A 15,307-nucleotide genomic window follows, 5' to 3' on the forward strand; every position below is an offset into this window, starting at 1 on the left:
GGGAAACAATAAATGAAACGCAGTGACCGAGTCCGGAGCGATGAGGTGTTGAACCGCGTAGGCGAGTTCACACCGCAAGACGCGCGCGTTGGTGACACCGCTCGTGGCGATCTTGTGGCAGGCACTTCGCACCCGGCCAACCAAACGCTCAACGCCAAGAAAATTTCTCTCTGGATTGGCCGCGGCAGTTTCCAGCAAGAACGTGCCGTCACCACAGCCAAGATCGACTTCGAGGGATGCGGAACGGCCGTAAATCGCGCTGAAGTCGAGCGGCGCAAAAAAGTTTGCCGGCACAATCTCGGCCTGGGGTTCTATGGTGATTGGTTCGGCGGACTTGAGCATCTGCATTGGGAATAAATGACGGGCGCCACACTCTCAACCCGATGACAAAACATTTCACTGCTTTGATTTTGGCCGCGCTCGTTCTGACCGCTGGAAATATCAGCCGCGCGGAGGAAGCTCCCCCGGCGAAAACGAAAACGGCAGTTTTCGCTGCGGGCTGTTTCTGGTGCATCCAAACGCCCTACGACAAGGCAAAAGGAGTCGTCAAAACCATCGTCGGCTATACCGGTGGCAGCGCCGAGGATGCGACCTACGAAAAAGTTTCATCGCATCGCACGAAGCATCGGGAAGCAATCGAAATAACCTACGATCCGGCGCAGATTTCCTATGACCAATTGCTGGACATCTTCTGGCGCAACATTGACCCGACCCAGGCGGACGGACAGTTTTACGACATCGGTCCCAATTATAAGGCGGCCGTTTACTACGCGAACGACGACGAGAAAAAAGCCGCCGAAGCGTCGAAGGAAAAACTGAGCAAATCAGGAAAATTCACGAAGCCGATCGTAACCGACATCCTGCCCGCCACGACATTTTATCCCGCGGAAGATTATCACCAAAAATATTACCTGAAGAGCCCCGCGGACTACGAGCGGTATCACGACGGTTCGGGGCGCGAACGATTTTTCGACAAGACCTGGAAGGACGAAAAGAAGAAGTGATTCAACGGCGGCGGGTCCGCAGTTTTTCGACCCATGCACGGAGGCTCGCGAGAGCCATGAAATTCAGAATGCGGCCGGCCGGGATTCGGGCCTTGAGCGCGGCCGCCAGGCCAAGTTCGATAAATGCCAATTGGTCAGCATGATGCGCGTCGGTGCCTAGCGAGATTCTGGCTCCTTCTTTTCGCGCGATCTTAAGCAACGCAACATTGAGATCCTGCCGGTCCGGGTAGCAATCGATTTCCATCGCCTTGTCCAGCTTTGCCGCTTCGGCAAAGACCCGAGGCCAATCGGCCTTGAGCCCGAGACGAAAATTGTAAATCCGGCCCCGAGGATGACCCAGGATTTGGATTTCGGGATTGCGGAGCGCGGCGAGATATCGATCGGTCTGGTCCTCTTTCGTCCGCAGCGACGAATGAAAGGCGCCCAGCACGAGATCAAGATGCTGGAGAGATTTTGGATCCATGTCGCCTTCGCCCCGCGGATTTAGGTTCATCTCGATCGACCGCAGGACCGTCAGGCCGCAGGCGCGTAAGGCGCGGTTTGCTTTCGCGATTTCGGCGCCCTGCCGAGCGAGATCTTTTTCATCGATGCCGCCGGCGATTTTCAGCCCTTTGGAGTGATCGGTGATCGCGATGTAATCATAGTTTCGCTCCTTCGCGGCCTGCGCCATCTCCAGCACAGTGGCCGAACCGTCGCTCCAAACGGTGTGCATTTGGAGGTCACCGCGAAGCAGAGCGGTCCATTTCGGGTCCGCGGCAAGAATAACGCGGGCATCGGCCGTCGTAAGAAAGTCGCGCCGGATCGCGGGAGCGCGTCTGTCCCCCGCGGACGGTTTTTCGATCCATTCCCTCAATTGCCGGGCAAGGAAGGGACCGACTCCGTGCAGCTCGGTAAGCTCACGCCCTGTCGCGAGCAGCGCTGCAGCCTGCTCTCGCCAAAGAAAAGCGCTCCGGGCCGCCCGCTTGAAAGCACGGACGAGGATGCCCGAGCTTGTTTCGGCCTGGCGAGCTAGCAGTTCCGCGAGCTCGGAGTTCGATGGTCTCATCAAGAATAATCGGACGAAACGCCCTCGCGGGACTTTGCGGACCTGCCCAGCCGAACTTCGACAGGCTCCCAACGCGGACGGTCTGCCCGGCGCGCAGACGGCGCGAAGCCGTCAGGAACGCGATGGCACGGCCGTTGCTTTAGTGATCCGCGCGAGCCAGGAAGTCACTCACTAAAATCTAAAGTAACGTAACGTTCCTTTGGCCTTCGCAGCGCGATCCTAAACGGTCGCGCTTTTTTTTTGTTAATCCGAGCGGGGCGTCAGGGTTGCGTGAGCGGCGAAATCTGGACGAAAAGCGCCATTGGAGTCGAGGGCTTGGCGTTCTCAAGCACACTATACGAATACAATTCCGCTTCGCTGGAATTGACGAATTCGGCGTGGCTGACCGCCATGGGCTCTTTCAGGATTCGGGACAATTCCTGCGCCAGAACAATGGCGATTGACCGTGGATCCCGCGTGTAAACAGGGATCGGAAACGAACCGGAGTTGCGGTCGTAACCGTAAATATTGCCTTCCGTTTCCCAAACACAGTAAGCGTGACCAGCCGGATGGTTCTCAAACCGGACCAGAAGAATCTTGGCCCAGAAATTCTGATCCAGGTTGTGCTGGGTTTTGACCACCGCGAGATAATTACAGGCGGAAATCACGCAACCGTTAAGCACCACCAAGTCGTCCTCGCCTGGGGAAAGGATGACGCGTTGTCGGCAACCGGTGGAAAACAAGAGGAGCGCGGCCAGACCGAGACTAGCGAGTACGTGGAACGATTTATTTTTCATTTAGAGGCAACCAATCGAGGGACGATTTACGAAGAATTATGGCGATTGCTGTTTTTATAGCATCAAACCTGCTTTTTAGGGAAGCTTTATCTTTGGATGGGCTGCAAATAGCAAGCTGCACCAACGGCCAGCGGGCCGGCCCGGCTATTGAATCCGCAGATATCGGCGGTGGCTTCCGTCCGCGGCCTCGATCAGAAAAGCGTCTTTTCCGATGGTAATCAGCTCGTCCCGATCCTTCGCTCCCGCCGGAATCCGCCCCAGGGCGTCGCCTAAATACGTGTAAAGCAGAGCATCGCCTTTCACCTCCCATCGCCCCTTAAATTTCGAGACGAGCTTTCTCCGTTGGATTACCTCCCCGGTAAAGGTTCCGTCCGCTTTGAATGCGTAATGGCAGCTTTGGATCCGGTCGGCATAACGCCACTCGCCCACGAGCAAATTACGGTTGCTCGTCTCCAGGCCGGCACAGGACGCGATCAAACAACAGGTTAGAATAAGCGCCCATTTCATTCGATTTGGCAGAGGATCCGCGCCAACAGTTCACCGCCCCTGCTGCAAGCGCAATCGCAGGCAGGGGTGGCCGTGGTATTCGAAGACGGTCGAAACCCGTCTGGCCATGAGGGTGGCGCCCCGGAAAACAGGCGAGAGCGGTCATCCATGACCGCTCCCGCATCAACTCCCCTTCAGTTAATTTTGGGCGACGAGCGTCGACGCTGCGCGGAATTTCTTACTTCCCGCGTAGGCAAAAAGAGGCTGATAATTTTTCTTCCCGACCTTGGCCGTTGGGCATGCCGCCCAGTTGAAAGTTGGATCCAGAACGTAGCTGCCATTCTCGGTGTCCCAGGCGAGCCAGGCATGAGTTTGCCGGCTCATCGCGGTCCGCTTGCCGATCACGAGCCGGACATTCGTCGCGCCGTTCGCCTGCATTTTCTCGTAGAGGGCGACTGCCTTGGCCTTGCAATCAGCCGGGGCGCCCGACTGGGCTTCGGCAGGGGTCTTCCAAAAACTCGTGAAGCCATAGGGGATTGAACGCAGATCGCTCATCCACTGATTTACGATCGTCATGTTTACGTTGTTGGAGGCAGCGTGGCTGGAGGCGGTCAAAACCGGGCGGATCCGGGCCATTTGGTGATCATAAGGGGTGGCGGCGACCGTAAAAAGGAGGGCGTCGGCGAAGGAGGAAGAAGCGGTGAGAGCGAGGAGAAGGGTAACGAGGAGAGAGGCTTTTTTCATGGTGGCAGGTTTTATAGAATTCATTCTGACTATAATTTCTATAAGCACCGGGCGTGCCACTCTTGAGCACGTGAGATAATCAGGTAAATTTGCACCCTCCCCTGCGTAGCGAGGGACGGGCCAACGCCCCTCCAGAACGGAGAAAGGCTCTCCCGCGGCCAATGCGCTTGGCGGTAACAAAAAAAAGGCTGGGCCACAATCGTCCCTGACAGATCGCAAACCGCTGTCGCTCTCGATTTTACCTGATCGGAGCCGCGGTCAGCGGACGAAATGGAGGCGAGGGGAGTTGAACCCCTGTCCTCGAAGCTATCAACGCAAGCTTCTACATGCTTATCCGGCGATAAAGTTTAAGGGGCCAAACGTTGCACCGGCGCACTGCCGGCCCCCGAGCATCCACGAAATTCCTTCACCGCCGGACGCGGTCGCTCCGCCCGACGATTAGCCTGCTGTCCATGTTTCCGGCCGTAGCAGGCGTCCCACCGGAAACATCGCGGTCAATTAAGCCGCGAGAGCGAGATCTTGGTGATCTGCGTTTATTTTTTTTGGTCCGGATTTTAACGAGGCCAACGAACCATCCTCGACATGCCGCCTGCGCTTCAAACAACGAGTCGAAGCCAGTGCGCCCCCTTTTGGGAGAAGAGAATTATGGCGTAACGAGGCCTAAATAGCAACCGACCCAAGCCCCATCAGCGCTGCATCCCCGCAGAAATCGCTTGCGGAGGAGCGCCGCCTGCCGCACGACTTTCTCCATGCCGGAGCTGAAAGATTTTGCCAGCTCCGTGGCGGTTGTGGTTTCGAGCTGCGATGCATTCTTCGACGTGTGGCGCCCGTTCGTTTTTTTCTTCCGCAAATATTGGGGCGACTGCCCTTTTTCTCGCTTCCTCATCGTCAACCGGCTGCGCGTCCGCTCGCGATTCATCGAGGCGATTGCGGTGGGGCCGGACCGGGATTGGGCCACCAATATGGAGATGGCGCTCCAGCGGATCCCGCATCCCTACATTCTCTATTTTCAGGAGGACTATTTTCTCAAGGGCCCCGTGAACCGGGAGCAGTTAGCCGGCGACTTCGCCTATGCTTTCGAACAAGACGTTGCTTCGCTTTGCTTCCATCCCCGGTCTGCAACGGAGCGCGGTTTTGCGCCGCTGAACGATCGCTTCGGCGTTGTTCCCCGGGAATCCGATGGCCGCACCAGGCTCCAGGTAACTTTGTGGAAAAAAGAGGCGCTCCAATCCATCCTCCGGCCGGGGGAATCGGCCTGGAACATGGAGGCCCGCGCCAGCGATCGGACACGCGACCTCCACATTCTTTCCTATTTCGCCCGCGACAAAGTCCCAATTCCCTACTTGATGTCGGCGATTTCCCGGCGGCTATGGACGCCCGAAGCGATTGCTCTCTGTCGGCAGGAAGGCTTCCGCATCCAACCGCATTTCCGGCTCGAGCATGCAGACGCCAGCTGGCGCCGCCGCTTCCACCGCGCCCTGGGACGCGTTAACCTCAGCCTTGCCCTGGCACGCCAACGAAATCGCGAGGTCGATCTCGATGCTCCAACCGTCTCACAAGATTAGAGAGATGGCCTTCGGAACCGATGCCGAAAGCAAGAGACGGTCGAAGCGCCGATTCGCTTCGATGCTATTCTAGGCCTGCGACCTGATGGAACCGACGCCAAATGTGAAAACTCTCGGAGGGGACGCCCAAGCCTCGCTTGAGGAACTTGCCCGGGGGGCCGAAGCGAGCGAGCGCCTGGCCGCGATCATCGAGTCCTCCGATGACGCGATTGTGAGCAAAGATCTCAACGGCATCATCACCAGTTGGAACGCCGGAGCGCAGCAGCTTTTTGGTTACTCGGCGGACGAAATTGTGGGCAAATCGATTCTCACCCTCATTCCACCGGAGCGACAACACGAAGAGCCCGGCATCCTGGCCCGGATTCGCCGCGGCGAACGGATCGACCATTACGAAACGGTTCGCCGCAAGAAAGACGGCACGTTGTTCGACATTTCGGTCACGGTGTCGCCGCTGAAAGACAAGACGGGCAAGATCATCGGCGCGTCGAAGATCGCGCGCGACATTTCGGACCGCATCCGAAACGAGCGATGGCGCACGGCCCAATATTCGGTGGCGAGCCTGCTGGCTGGTTCGTCGTCGATTTCCGAGGCGGGCCCGCGCATCATCGAGGCCACCGCGGCGGTAGGCGACTGGGTGGCCGGTTCGATCTGGCTGCGCCAGGAGGAGCCGGAAGCCCTTGAGTGCAAAACCACCTGGCACCAGGAGTTGCCCGGCCTTTCGGATTTTGCCGCGACCACAAAAGCGACCCGCCTCAAGACCGACGAAGGCCTGCCGGGTCGGGTGTTGACCGCCCGAAAAACCCTTTGGTTCGACGACCTGGCCCACGACCCAAACTTTCCCCGCGCCCCCGCCGCCGCCGCCGCGCACCTCGGCGGGGCGTTCGCGTTTCCGCTGATGGCCGAAGGAGAAGTGAACGGCGTGCTCGAATTGTTTAGTCCAAAAGCAATCAAGCCGGACCGCGATCTTTTGGCTCTGATGGAGCTGCTCGGCAGCCAGATCGGGCTTTTCATTCACCGGCGAAAACTCGACGCGGAATTGAAGCGGCAAAAGGAAGCGGCTGAATCAGCCAACGCCGCCAAAGATCGTTTTCTCGCGACGCTCAGCCATGAATTACGCACCCCGCTGACGCCGATTCTCATTTGGGCTGGCGGGATGGTAAAAGACCCATCGCTTTCGCCGGAGGTCGCGGAAGGGCTCGAGATGGTTTGCCGGAATGTCGAGCTGGAGGCCCGGCTCATCGATGATCTTCTCGATTTGACCCGGATCGCCCGCGGAAAATTGAATCTCCATCTTCGCAAATCCGACGCTCACGAGCTCTTGAACCACACCACCGAGATCGTGCGGGACGAAATTTCCTCGCGAAAGCTCAAGCTGTCGCTGGAACTCACTGCCACGAATCACATGGTAATGGCCGACGAATCGCGGTTACAACAGGTGTTCTGGAACCTGCTCAAGAATGCCTCGAAATTTACGCCGCGAGAGGGGCACGTCACCGTCCGCACTTCCAATCCGCAACCGCACGCTCTGCACGTCGAGATTCGCGATACGGGGATTGGCATCGAGACGGACAATCTCGAGAAAATCTTCGAGGCGTTTGAACAAGGCAGCACCCGGCGAGAAGGCCTGGGCCTCGGCCTCGCAATCAGCAAAGCCATTGTGGAAATGCATCGCGGCTCGATCCGCGCGTTCAGCGAAGGGCCCGGCAAAGGCGCGCGGTTCCTGATCGATTTGCAGACCGCGGCCTGAAGACCGTCACTTGATCGGCCGCGCCACCAGAATCCCGGAATGGGTGCTGAAGTGGTAGAGGTAGCTCGACAGGGTCGAATCAATCACCACTCGCCCATAATTGTGCGGCGCTGAGGCGTGCATGAAATGAAGCGACCCATCTGGTTGGCGGAGCGCCAGACCGACATGCGAAGTGGAAAACAAATGCCGGCCATCCCGCGAGATGATTCCGATCACGTCGCCGCTCTGGAGCTTCCCTTCGATCGACGCCACCCGGCTTTTCGGAATCTGGTAGAGCGGCCGGCTCGACACCCGGGCTTCCATTTGGCCTAATGGTCCCAATAACGATCGATTTGCCGCCAGGTAGCGGTAATGCCGCCAGCCTACCGTCATTTCGCGGGCCGAGTGCGGAACACTCACGCCCCCCAGGCTCCGCGTCAGGTCGTTGACCAGGCCGCGCCGATCATTGTCCGCGAGCCAATCCTCCAGGTAGTGAAGCCGCGACAAATATTCCCCGGTGCAAGTTCCGCCCCGATACCGATCGAGCTCGACGTAATGAAGAAGTCGTTCCGGCGTCCAGTTCTCGGAAGGTTCCGCCATCATTCGCGACATCCCCAGCGCGGTTTCGAAGAACGTCCAGCAATCTAATCCGAGAAAGTTCACCGAGGGCGCCTCGATCCGGTTATCAATCTCCAGGGTGTAATTCTTGTAGCGCGTCCCCACCATTTCCTTGCCTATGGTCACGGTCCGCTCGCCCAGCGGCAGCGCAGCCCAGTTTCCTGCCTTCGCCCTGGCCACGATCGCGTCGAATTTGTCGCGTCCCTTGAACACGGTGGAAAACGGCAGCGAATCCGCGGTCGCCCAGGCCAGCCCCATGAAAAAGAATGAGATACCCAAAACCGTCTTTCGCATGGCCGCGAATATAAGGTGCGCAACGATTTACGCTCCGTATTTTTTCCGATGTGCAGGATTTGTTTCATGCTGCCGAAGAAGAAAAGAGCGAAGGAGTTAGCGCCTCCGCTCCCCTCGCCGCCCGCATGCGCCCGCGCACGCTCGAGGAGTTCGTCGGGCAGGAACATATCCTCGGGCCGGGAAAACTTTTGCGGCGCGCGATCGAGGCAGATCGCTTGCCGTCGGTAATCCTGTCGGGACCGCCCGGCACCGGAAAAACCACCCTCGCTCATGTCATCGCCGACATGACTCATGCGAAGTTCGAGCGTTTGAGTGGCGTTGAAAGCAATGTTGCCGAAATGCGGAAAGTAGTCGCGTCCGCCCAGAACCGGCTCCGATCCGCGGACCGAAAGACGATTCTGTTCGTCGACGAGATCCATCATTTCAATAAGGCCCAGCAGGACATCCTTCTGCCCGACGTCGAGAGTGGAAACCTCCGGTTGATCGGCGCTACGACTTACAACCCGTTTTTCTACGTCAACAGTGCGCTGGTCTCGCGCTCCCAGGTTTTTCAACTGGAGCCGCTCAAGGTCGAACAACTCGAGCAGCTCATCGATCGCGCCCTCGCGGACAAGGAACGCGGCCTCGGCAATTACAACGTCAGGATCGACGCCGACGCGCGCACCCATCTCGCCAAGCTGAGCGATGGCGACGCTCGGAAATGCCTCAACGCTCTCGAGGTCGGCGTGCTAACCACGCCGCCCGACAAGAAAGGCGTCATTCATTTTACCCTCGCCGTCGCCGAAGACAGCATCCAGCAAAAGGCGGTTGTCTACGACAAGAAGGGCGACGCGCACTACGACACAATCAGCGCTTTCATCAAGAGCATGCGTGCTTCCGATGAAAAGAGCGCGATCTACTGGCTCGCCAAGATGCTCCATGCCGGCGAGGACTACCGCTTCATCGCGCGGCGGATCGTGATTTTCGCCAGCGAGGATGTAGGACTGGGCGACCCGGAAGCGCTGCCCTTGGCGATCGCCGCGCAGCACGCCGTCGAATTCGTTGGAATGCCGGAGGCGCGCATTCCCCTCGCCCACGCCACGTCCTACATGTGCCGCGCGAAAAAGAGCCGCGAAGCCTACGAAGCGCTCGGCGCCGCGACCGAGGAAATCGAGAACGAACGCACTCAGCGCGTTCCTGAAAACCTGAAAAACAAACACTTCCCCGTGAACCCCGAACGGTGAGTTTCCTCCGATAACAGCCCGGGCATCCACCGAACGATAAGGCAGTGAAGCCCTACGTCCAAGCGGAGTCCGGCGCCGCCGGACCTTCGGCGACACCGCCCTCTTTGCTACGCTCCCCACTGAGCACGCGAATCTCCGCCAATTGTAGGGCAGGCGCACCGCCTGATCTCCCCTCTTCCTCCTACGTTGCAGCCGCCCGCTCGCGTCGTGCAAAAACAGTGACGTCTGCACGCGATACATGGTATCACCAAATGCTCCCATGCCCAGATCCAAGGGTCCCCAATACGATGTCGCTCTGTCTTTTGCGGGAGAAGACCGACGGCACGCCAAACGTCTGGCCGAGCTTCTCAACGCCGTCGGATGCCGAACTTTCTATGACAAGCATGAACAGGCAAACCTCGTTGGTAAGGACCTTTATCAGCATTTGTCACAGATCTACAGCCAAATGGCTCAGTTCTGCGTCATTTTCATGTCCAAGCACTATGTCAAAAAACTTTGGACCAGACACGAATTGCGCGCAGCGCAAGAGCGAGCCTTTAAGGAACGCCGCGAGTATATTCTTCCAATTCGACTAGATGATACGCCCGTCCCCGGCGTCTTGAAGACGGTTTCCTATGTAAACTTTCGCCAGACTGGCCCTGAAGAAGCGGCGTTAATAATCCTCCAAAAACTCGCGGCTCTCAGTAAGGTTGTTCCATTGCCAGCGGTCGGGGATGTTTTTCATGATCCTGGAAAGTTAACGTCGTTTGTCCAGTATTGCGACCTTCTTAAAGAGCTAATCAAATCGGCGAGACGTTTGCTCATCACGTATGTTGCCATTGGCGGGAGCGAAGACCTCTTCTTTTTGAAACCATCTATAAGCTGGTTCGCACTGCAACGTGATCTGATTCAGCGATCGTGTCTCGAGGTAGAACGCGTCCTATTCGTGGATGCGCACGCCTTCAGGCACGATTGGAACTATCGATGGAAACTTCAGCGAATCTACGCGTCTCTCTCCGCGTTTACGCGTCCCACCCTACGCGTTACCGCAATCGATTTGGCCACAGGCAGGCATCCGGTGGACTTGCAGATCATTCAATCCAAACGTAAGCCGACGATTTTGATTGTTCCGGAAACACAATCTACTTGGACGATGCACTCGCATATTCAATGGCATGTATTTCGGGCAAGCAAAGATCGCACCGTCATCAAGAAAGCCCACGATCTATTCGAGCATTACCTTCGGTTGCCGGATCACTCCAAATATCTGGCAACGCCTGCACCAAGGACGCTTTCGCCCAAAGCTGTGATTCTCCCCGCGCGCTGGTGTAAGCTATAATCATGGTCGGGTTCCAAATTGATTGAAAGTTTCGGGGATTGCTTGCAGTGGCGGCGGTCAATTTCCACGACGATCATCGAATACTGAATGTAAAGGAGGCTCCTTTGCCGGAGCGGTCACCGGAAATCGGCAACCCTGTTTTCCCGCTTAACGCTTTCCGCCAGGTGTGAATCCCTGGGGTGAAGGGCAAGTTGGTCCGCCGGCGGTGCTACGGTGCTCTAGCCCAAGAGACCTGGGAGGGCGAGGCTTCGGCAGGTGAATCCTTCCGTTATCCCGGCGCCGATCCGAATTTGATGCGAGCACGTTGGGATTAGACGCCGGCCGGCAGCGAGTGACGAAGGGGCGAGGACGCGCAAATGAGATGAACTGACCAGGCGGAGGATAGAGGACGACCTGGGTGGGCTCAGAGTAGGTGACAGGCTGTGGTGGCGGCTCATAGGTTTGAGCTGCCGCCGGTTCTTGAGCCACCTCCGTATAGTTTTGGGCAACGGCGGTGGCATTACGTCGCGGAGCGATTTGCTCGTAATATAGCTTCGCCAGGATAGCCCTGGACTTCTCCACTGCTTCTGGGGAATACTCGCTCGGCAAAGGGTAAGCCGATTGTTCGGCGAGCCTCTCGTCCCGCTCCAGTTCGTCGCGAGAATCCACCGTCGCACTTTCGTCGTCGGCCTGAGACTTCATCGTCGGCAGTTCTCGCCTTTCCGACGTGGTGCGCGGTCTCGCGTTTTCGAAGTGTAAGAACACCAGGCAGGCCGCAATCCCGATTAAGATCCCGAATTGGACCGTAACAAGATGTGCAATTCTTAGATTCATCTTCCTAAGCCCCTCCAGGCGATAATCCGGATGACGGAATCAAGAGCTTTCCTTCAATCCTGCGAAATCGTCTCCGAAACCGTCCGATACGACAATCTCAAAATCTCTGAGGCGCTCGCTTGATGGTGTGCGCTGCATCCCCGTGCGTCTTCGTCAGCGAACCGCGGAAAACTTCGAGCCGAGGCGGCGTTGCCGGAACAAGGTGGGCCTCCACTTTGTGCTGGTTAACAAGCCAGAGCTGGTGTTTTCTCAGTCCGGCCCTTCCTCACCCCACCGATGAGCACAACGATCGCAACCATTGCGGACAGCAACACCGGGCTCAGTGTTGATGTAATCCAGGCCGACGACGGCAGCGTTACCTTTGTCGCTGGTGCGACCCTCGATGGGGATGGCGCGAGCGGGCAGGCAGGACATTCGCCCTGTTACGCTCCCGCTGGTTACAATGGACCGACTCTCGATGTGATCGGCAACGCCGGTGTACCCGGCAATTGGTGGGGAATCGCCACGGACAACGGCCAGCCAAACGGAACGCCGGTCGTACAGGGCGGAAACGATCCGGCGCCTGGCGCCTATGTTTCAACGACAGCGCTGAACTTGGTGGGCGCGGATGGCCAGGAGTTGCCGGATCAATCACCTTTCAAATACGTGGATTCGGCCACGGTTCCCTACCTCTCCCTGCCCGGGATCGTGATTCAACGGGCCAGCGGCGTCGTCATCGGCTGTCGTTGTGTCGTCACCAACTCGGAAAATGGCTCTTCAGTCGAGGGAGTGGTTGCCGACAGCGGAGGCGACGATCACATCGGCGAGATCAGCGTCGCGTGCGCGAAGGCGCTCGGATTGCGCACCGGCAGTCCGCACGAGGCGGACGGAGGCGGCACCAGCCGGCCAGTGATCCGCTACCAATTCTTTCCCGGCACGGCAGCGATGGTGAACGGTGTCACGTATCCGCTGCAGCCCAGTTGACGAGAGAGCCGCGTTTGGAGACGAAATCTACTTCGCGCAGGAGCGTTTTTGCTTCCGTCACTTCCAACCGTGAGATTGCCGCATGCGTCTCCCAGCGGCAGGAACTGAGAAAAAATTAGCACGCCGTTTGCATCCGCGTCTCTGGGAGTGGTTCCGGGGGACCTATCGTAACTTAACCCACGCACAGCTTCTGGCTGTGCCTGCGGTTCTGGATCGTCAATCTATTCTGCTCACCTCTCCCACCGGCAGCGGCAAAACGCTCGCAGCGTTCCTCGGCATCTTCGACGCGTTGCTGAGGAAACTGGACGCGGCCGCACTCAGTTCGAGCGTGCAATGCATTTACGTTTCACCGCTTCGCGCGCTGGCTTACGACATCGGGAAGAACATCCGCGCTCCGATCGTTGGAATGGAGCTGGAGAAAAAGCTCCGTATCCATTTGCGCACCGGCGACACGCCATCGAGCGAGCGAGTGAAGTTTCGGGACCGCTCGGCCCAAATTCTCGTGACGACGCCGGAGAGCCTGGCGGTAATGCTGGCCCAGGAAAGCTACGCGGCGCATCTGGCCGAATGCGAATTTGTCGTTGTCGATGAACTCCATTCCTTCGCCGGAAATAAGCGCGGCGCCGATCTGACGATTTCCTTGGAGCGCCTTGAGCGCCTCCGCTCGCTCCAAAATCCCGAGGTTCCTCCGGTTTGTCGCATCGGGCTTTCTGCCACGGCGGCACCGCTCGATTTGCTCGCCCGCTTTCTTGTGGGAGAAGGCCGGGATTGTCGTATTGCGGAAGCGCAGAGCGAAAAGCGATCGCTCGTGGAAGTTTTCTCGCCGATCCGCCGCAAACCGTATCCGCCGTCCGGCTACACCGGCGTGCGCCTTTACGCCGAACTCGCGGAGCTGATCCGCCGACGTGAATCGGTCCTCGTCTTCACCAATGTGCGTTCGGCCGCGGAGCAGGTGGGTTTGCGCTTGAAGGAATTGCTCCCGGATCTGGCGCCGCAGATCGAAATCCACCATGCGTCGCTCGATCGCAGTGTCCGGCTCGAAGTGGAAGACCGGCTCAAGAACGGCGAGCTCCGGGCGGTCGTTTGCTCGACCAGCCTCGAGATGGGGATCGACATTGGCGCGGTCGATCTCGTGGTCATGGTGGCAACACCCAAAGGCGTCTCGCGCGCCATTCAGCGGATTGGTCGATCCGGTCATTCGCTGGACCGCAGCAGCCACGGCGTCCTGGTCGCCACAAACATCAACGACCTGGTCGAAGCGACGGTTACCGCGAAGCTGGTCCGCGAGCGTGTTCTCGATCCGATCAAGATTCAGCAAAAACCCTACGACGTCGTCGCACAGCACATCGTGGGACTTGCGGCCGCGGGCCCGCCGATCGCAATCGATGAAGTTTTCGCGCTGATTCGCCGCGCCCATCCTTTTCGCGATCTGACGCGGGCGGAATTCGACCGCATTCTTGATTACCTCGAAGGCGGCGGCGCCGCGCTGGAAAAACAATATGCTGGCGTATTCGGCAAGATCCTAATCGAGGACAACGCGATTTCTCTCGCCCATCCGCGAATTGGCCGCGAGTTCCTGGTCAATATCGGCACCATTCACTCGGAAGGTTTTATCGACGTTCTATTGCGCCATCGGCGGCTCGGTTCGGTTGAGGAAAATTTTATCAAACAACTCCAGATCGGCGACCTGTTCGTGCTCGGCGGCCGGATTGTGCGCCTGGTGGAGACCGGCGTGCAGGAGGCCCATGTCGAACGCGCCGACGGCCAATTGCCCACGGTGCCGCGCTGGAACGCGGCGAAGATGCCGCTGACCTCCGGGCTGGCGCGCGCCGTCCGACAACTGCGAACAGAACTGGATGCTCAGGTCCGTCGGACAAACAACGATGCGACGGTCACGGACTGGCTCGTCGAGCGTTACGACATCTCGGCGGCGAATGCGCAGGCCATCGTAGAGTTGTTCCGCGCCCAGCTTGGCATTTCCGATGTTCCCGTCGGCCAAAAAATGCTGATCGAGCTATATCGCGACGGCACTCACGCCCACTACTTTTTTCATTCGCTCATCGGCCGGAGCGCAAACGACGCGCTCTCGCGGATTGTGGCGTTACGGGTCAGAAACCAAATCGGCGGGAACGCGCTCGCGACCATCGACGATTATGGCTTTCTTCTCACGCTGCGTCGCTTTCAGGAATTGCCTCTCGCCGTCTGGCGAGATTGCTTTTCACGCGCGGAGGCGGAGCGCGATCTCAGTGCCGCCTTGCGCGGCTCGGAGCTGGTGAAATGGCAGTTCCGCGGCGTGGCCCAGACCGGATTGATGGTGCCGCGCAACTTGCCGGGAAAAAAGCGCAGGCAAAAGCAGCTGAGTTGGAGCGCCGAAGTGCTGTTTCGTGTTCTCGAGCGACACGAGCCCAACCATCCGCTCCTGGTGGAAGCGTATCGGCAGGCCACGCATACCTTTCTTGACGCGGAAGGCGCGTATCGATTTCTCGACGAGGTCCAGGAGTTCGAGTGGCAGCTGCTCGAGTTGCCGGCGGTCTCGCCGTTCTCGTTCGCAATCTACGCCAGCGTGATCAAAGAAAACATGATGCTGGAGGACCCAACCGCCGCGATCGAGCGGATCTACCGCGAGATGTACGCGAAGGTCGAGAGCGTCACCGGCGCCACAAAATCGCCGTGAGATTCATAAAACGCGAAAGGAGTGGGACCTTGCGATCCCACTCCTCCCACACATGAGC

At 58.4% G+C, this 15,307-nt stretch carries 13 protein-coding genes and 1 other RNA gene; 8 read left to right on the forward strand and 6 right to left on the reverse strand.

Features of this window, described 5'->3' with window-relative positions:
- The first annotated feature begins 12 nt into the window (after nucleotides 1–12).
- Both VJU77_18625 and msrA read left to right on the forward strand, forming a co-directional pair.
- Nucleotides 13–357, forward strand: coding sequence for a hypothetical protein (locus VJU77_18625; protein ID HKP05371.1), 345 nt, complete (start codon nucleotides 13–15; stop codon nucleotides 355–357).
- 26 nt (nucleotides 358–383) lie between these two features.
- Complete coding sequence (gene msrA, locus VJU77_18630; GenBank protein ID HKP05372.1) at nucleotides 384–1,004, forward strand: peptide-methionine (S)-S-oxide reductase MsrA; 621 nt, start codon at nucleotides 384–386, stop codon at nucleotides 1,002–1,004.
- 1 nt (nucleotide 1,005) lies between these two features.
- On the opposite strand, the gene VJU77_18635 is transcribed toward msrA, so the two are convergent.
- From VJU77_18635 to ssrA, 5 genes are all read right to left on the reverse strand, one after another.
- Nucleotides 1,006–2,049, reverse strand: coding sequence for a PHP domain-containing protein (locus VJU77_18635; protein ID HKP05373.1), 1,044 nt, complete (start codon nucleotides 2,047–2,049; stop codon nucleotides 1,006–1,008).
- A 260-nt stretch (nucleotides 2,050–2,309) separates the two neighbouring features.
- Nucleotides 2,310–2,825, reverse strand: a complete 516-nt coding sequence (locus tag VJU77_18640; protein ID HKP05374.1) for a hypothetical protein — start codon at nucleotides 2,823–2,825, stop codon at nucleotides 2,310–2,312.
- A 144-nt stretch (nucleotides 2,826–2,969) separates the two neighbouring features.
- Nucleotides 2,970–3,332 (reverse strand): hypothetical protein, encoded by a 363-nt coding sequence (locus VJU77_18645; GenBank protein ID HKP05375.1) that lies wholly within the window; start codon nucleotides 3,330–3,332, stop codon nucleotides 2,970–2,972.
- A 177-nt stretch (nucleotides 3,333–3,509) separates the two neighbouring features.
- Complete coding sequence (locus tag VJU77_18650) at nucleotides 3,510–4,055, reverse strand: hypothetical protein (protein ID HKP05376.1); 546 nt, start codon at nucleotides 4,053–4,055, stop codon at nucleotides 3,510–3,512.
- A 268-nt stretch (nucleotides 4,056–4,323) separates the two neighbouring features.
- Nucleotides 4,324–4,682, reverse strand: a transfer-messenger RNA (tmRNA) gene (gene ssrA, locus VJU77_18655).
- Between the two features lie 122 nt (nucleotides 4,683–4,804).
- Between ssrA and VJU77_18660 the strand changes: the two genes are divergently transcribed.
- Both VJU77_18660 and VJU77_18665 read left to right on the forward strand, forming a co-directional pair.
- On the forward strand, nucleotides 4,805–5,620 hold the full coding sequence (locus VJU77_18660) for a hypothetical protein (GenBank protein HKP05377.1): 816 nt from the start codon (nucleotides 4,805–4,807) through the stop codon (nucleotides 5,618–5,620).
- An 85-nt stretch (nucleotides 5,621–5,705) separates the two neighbouring features.
- Nucleotides 5,706–7,367, forward strand: coding sequence for a PAS domain S-box protein (locus tag VJU77_18665; protein ID HKP05378.1), 1,662 nt, complete (start codon nucleotides 5,706–5,708; stop codon nucleotides 7,365–7,367).
- Between the two features lie 6 nt (nucleotides 7,368–7,373).
- Here the strand turns inward: VJU77_18665 and VJU77_18670 are convergent, their stop codons facing one another.
- The gene (locus tag VJU77_18670; GenBank protein HKP05379.1) at nucleotides 7,374–8,258 is read right to left on the reverse strand and encodes an N-acetylmuramoyl-L-alanine amidase-like domain-containing protein; all 885 of its coding nucleotides are present in this window, start codon (nucleotides 8,256–8,258) and stop codon (nucleotides 7,374–7,376) included.
- Between the two features lie 50 nt (nucleotides 8,259–8,308).
- On the opposite strand from VJU77_18670, the gene VJU77_18675 reads away from it, so the two are divergent.
- The 4 genes from VJU77_18675 to VJU77_18690 all read left to right on the forward strand — a co-directional run bounded on the left by VJU77_18675 (nucleotide 8,309) and on the right by VJU77_18690 (nucleotide 15,249).
- Complete coding sequence (locus tag VJU77_18675) at nucleotides 8,309–9,481, forward strand: replication-associated recombination protein A (protein ID HKP05380.1); 1,173 nt, start codon at nucleotides 8,309–8,311, stop codon at nucleotides 9,479–9,481.
- Between the two features lie 259 nt (nucleotides 9,482–9,740).
- Nucleotides 9,741–10,799, forward strand: a complete 1,059-nt coding sequence (locus tag VJU77_18680; protein ID HKP05381.1) for a TIR domain-containing protein — start codon at nucleotides 9,741–9,743, stop codon at nucleotides 10,797–10,799.
- Nucleotides 10,800–11,888: 1,089 nt separating this feature from the next.
- Nucleotides 11,889–12,575: a hypothetical protein gene (locus VJU77_18685; protein ID HKP05382.1), complete on the forward strand. Its 687-nt coding sequence runs from the start codon at nucleotides 11,889–11,891 to the stop codon at nucleotides 12,573–12,575.
- A gap of 82 nt (nucleotides 12,576–12,657) precedes the next feature.
- On the forward strand, nucleotides 12,658–15,249 hold the full coding sequence (locus VJU77_18690; GenBank protein ID HKP05383.1) for a DEAD/DEAH box helicase: 2,592 nt from the start codon (nucleotides 12,658–12,660) through the stop codon (nucleotides 15,247–15,249).
- The last annotated feature ends 58 nt before the right edge of the window (nucleotides 15,250–15,307 follow it).

Source organism: Chthoniobacterales bacterium (assembly GCA_035274845.1).
Classification (GTDB): Bacteria; Verrucomicrobiota; Verrucomicrobiia; order Chthoniobacterales; family UBA10450; genus AV80.

Excerpts from the sequence above, each read along its gene's own strand:
- VJU77_18625 (HKP05371.1), top strand. The coding sequence starts at position 13 with ATGAAACGCAGTGACCGAGTCCGGAGCGATGAGGTGTTGAACCGCGTA.
- msrA (HKP05372.1), top strand. The coding sequence starts at position 384 with ATGACAAAACATTTCACTGCTTTGATTTTGGCCGCGCTCGTTCTGACC.
- VJU77_18635 (HKP05373.1), bottom strand. The coding sequence starts at position 2,049 with ATGAGACCATCGAACTCCGAGCTCGCGGAACTGCTAGCTCGCCAGGCC.
- VJU77_18640 (HKP05374.1), bottom strand. The coding sequence starts at position 2,825 with ATGAAAAATAAATCGTTCCACGTACTCGCTAGTCTCGGTCTGGCCGCG.
- VJU77_18645 (HKP05375.1), bottom strand. The coding sequence starts at position 3,332 with ATGAAATGGGCGCTTATTCTAACCTGTTGTTTGATCGCGTCCTGTGCC.
- VJU77_18650 (HKP05376.1), bottom strand. The coding sequence starts at position 4,055 with ATGAAAAAAGCCTCTCTCCTCGTTACCCTTCTCCTCGCTCTCACCGCT.
- VJU77_18660 (HKP05377.1), top strand. The coding sequence starts at position 4,805 with ATGCCGGAGCTGAAAGATTTTGCCAGCTCCGTGGCGGTTGTGGTTTCG.
- VJU77_18665 (HKP05378.1), top strand. The coding sequence starts at position 5,706 with ATGGAACCGACGCCAAATGTGAAAACTCTCGGAGGGGACGCCCAAGCC.
- VJU77_18670 (HKP05379.1), bottom strand. The coding sequence starts at position 8,258 with ATGCGAAAGACGGTTTTGGGTATCTCATTCTTTTTCATGGGGCTGGCC.
- VJU77_18680 (HKP05381.1), top strand. The coding sequence starts at position 9,741 with ATGCCCAGATCCAAGGGTCCCCAATACGATGTCGCTCTGTCTTTTGCG.
- VJU77_18685 (HKP05382.1), top strand. The coding sequence starts at position 11,889 with ATGAGCACAACGATCGCAACCATTGCGGACAGCAACACCGGGCTCAGT.
- VJU77_18690 (HKP05383.1), top strand. The coding sequence starts at position 12,658 with ATGCGTCTCCCAGCGGCAGGAACTGAGAAAAAATTAGCACGCCGTTTG.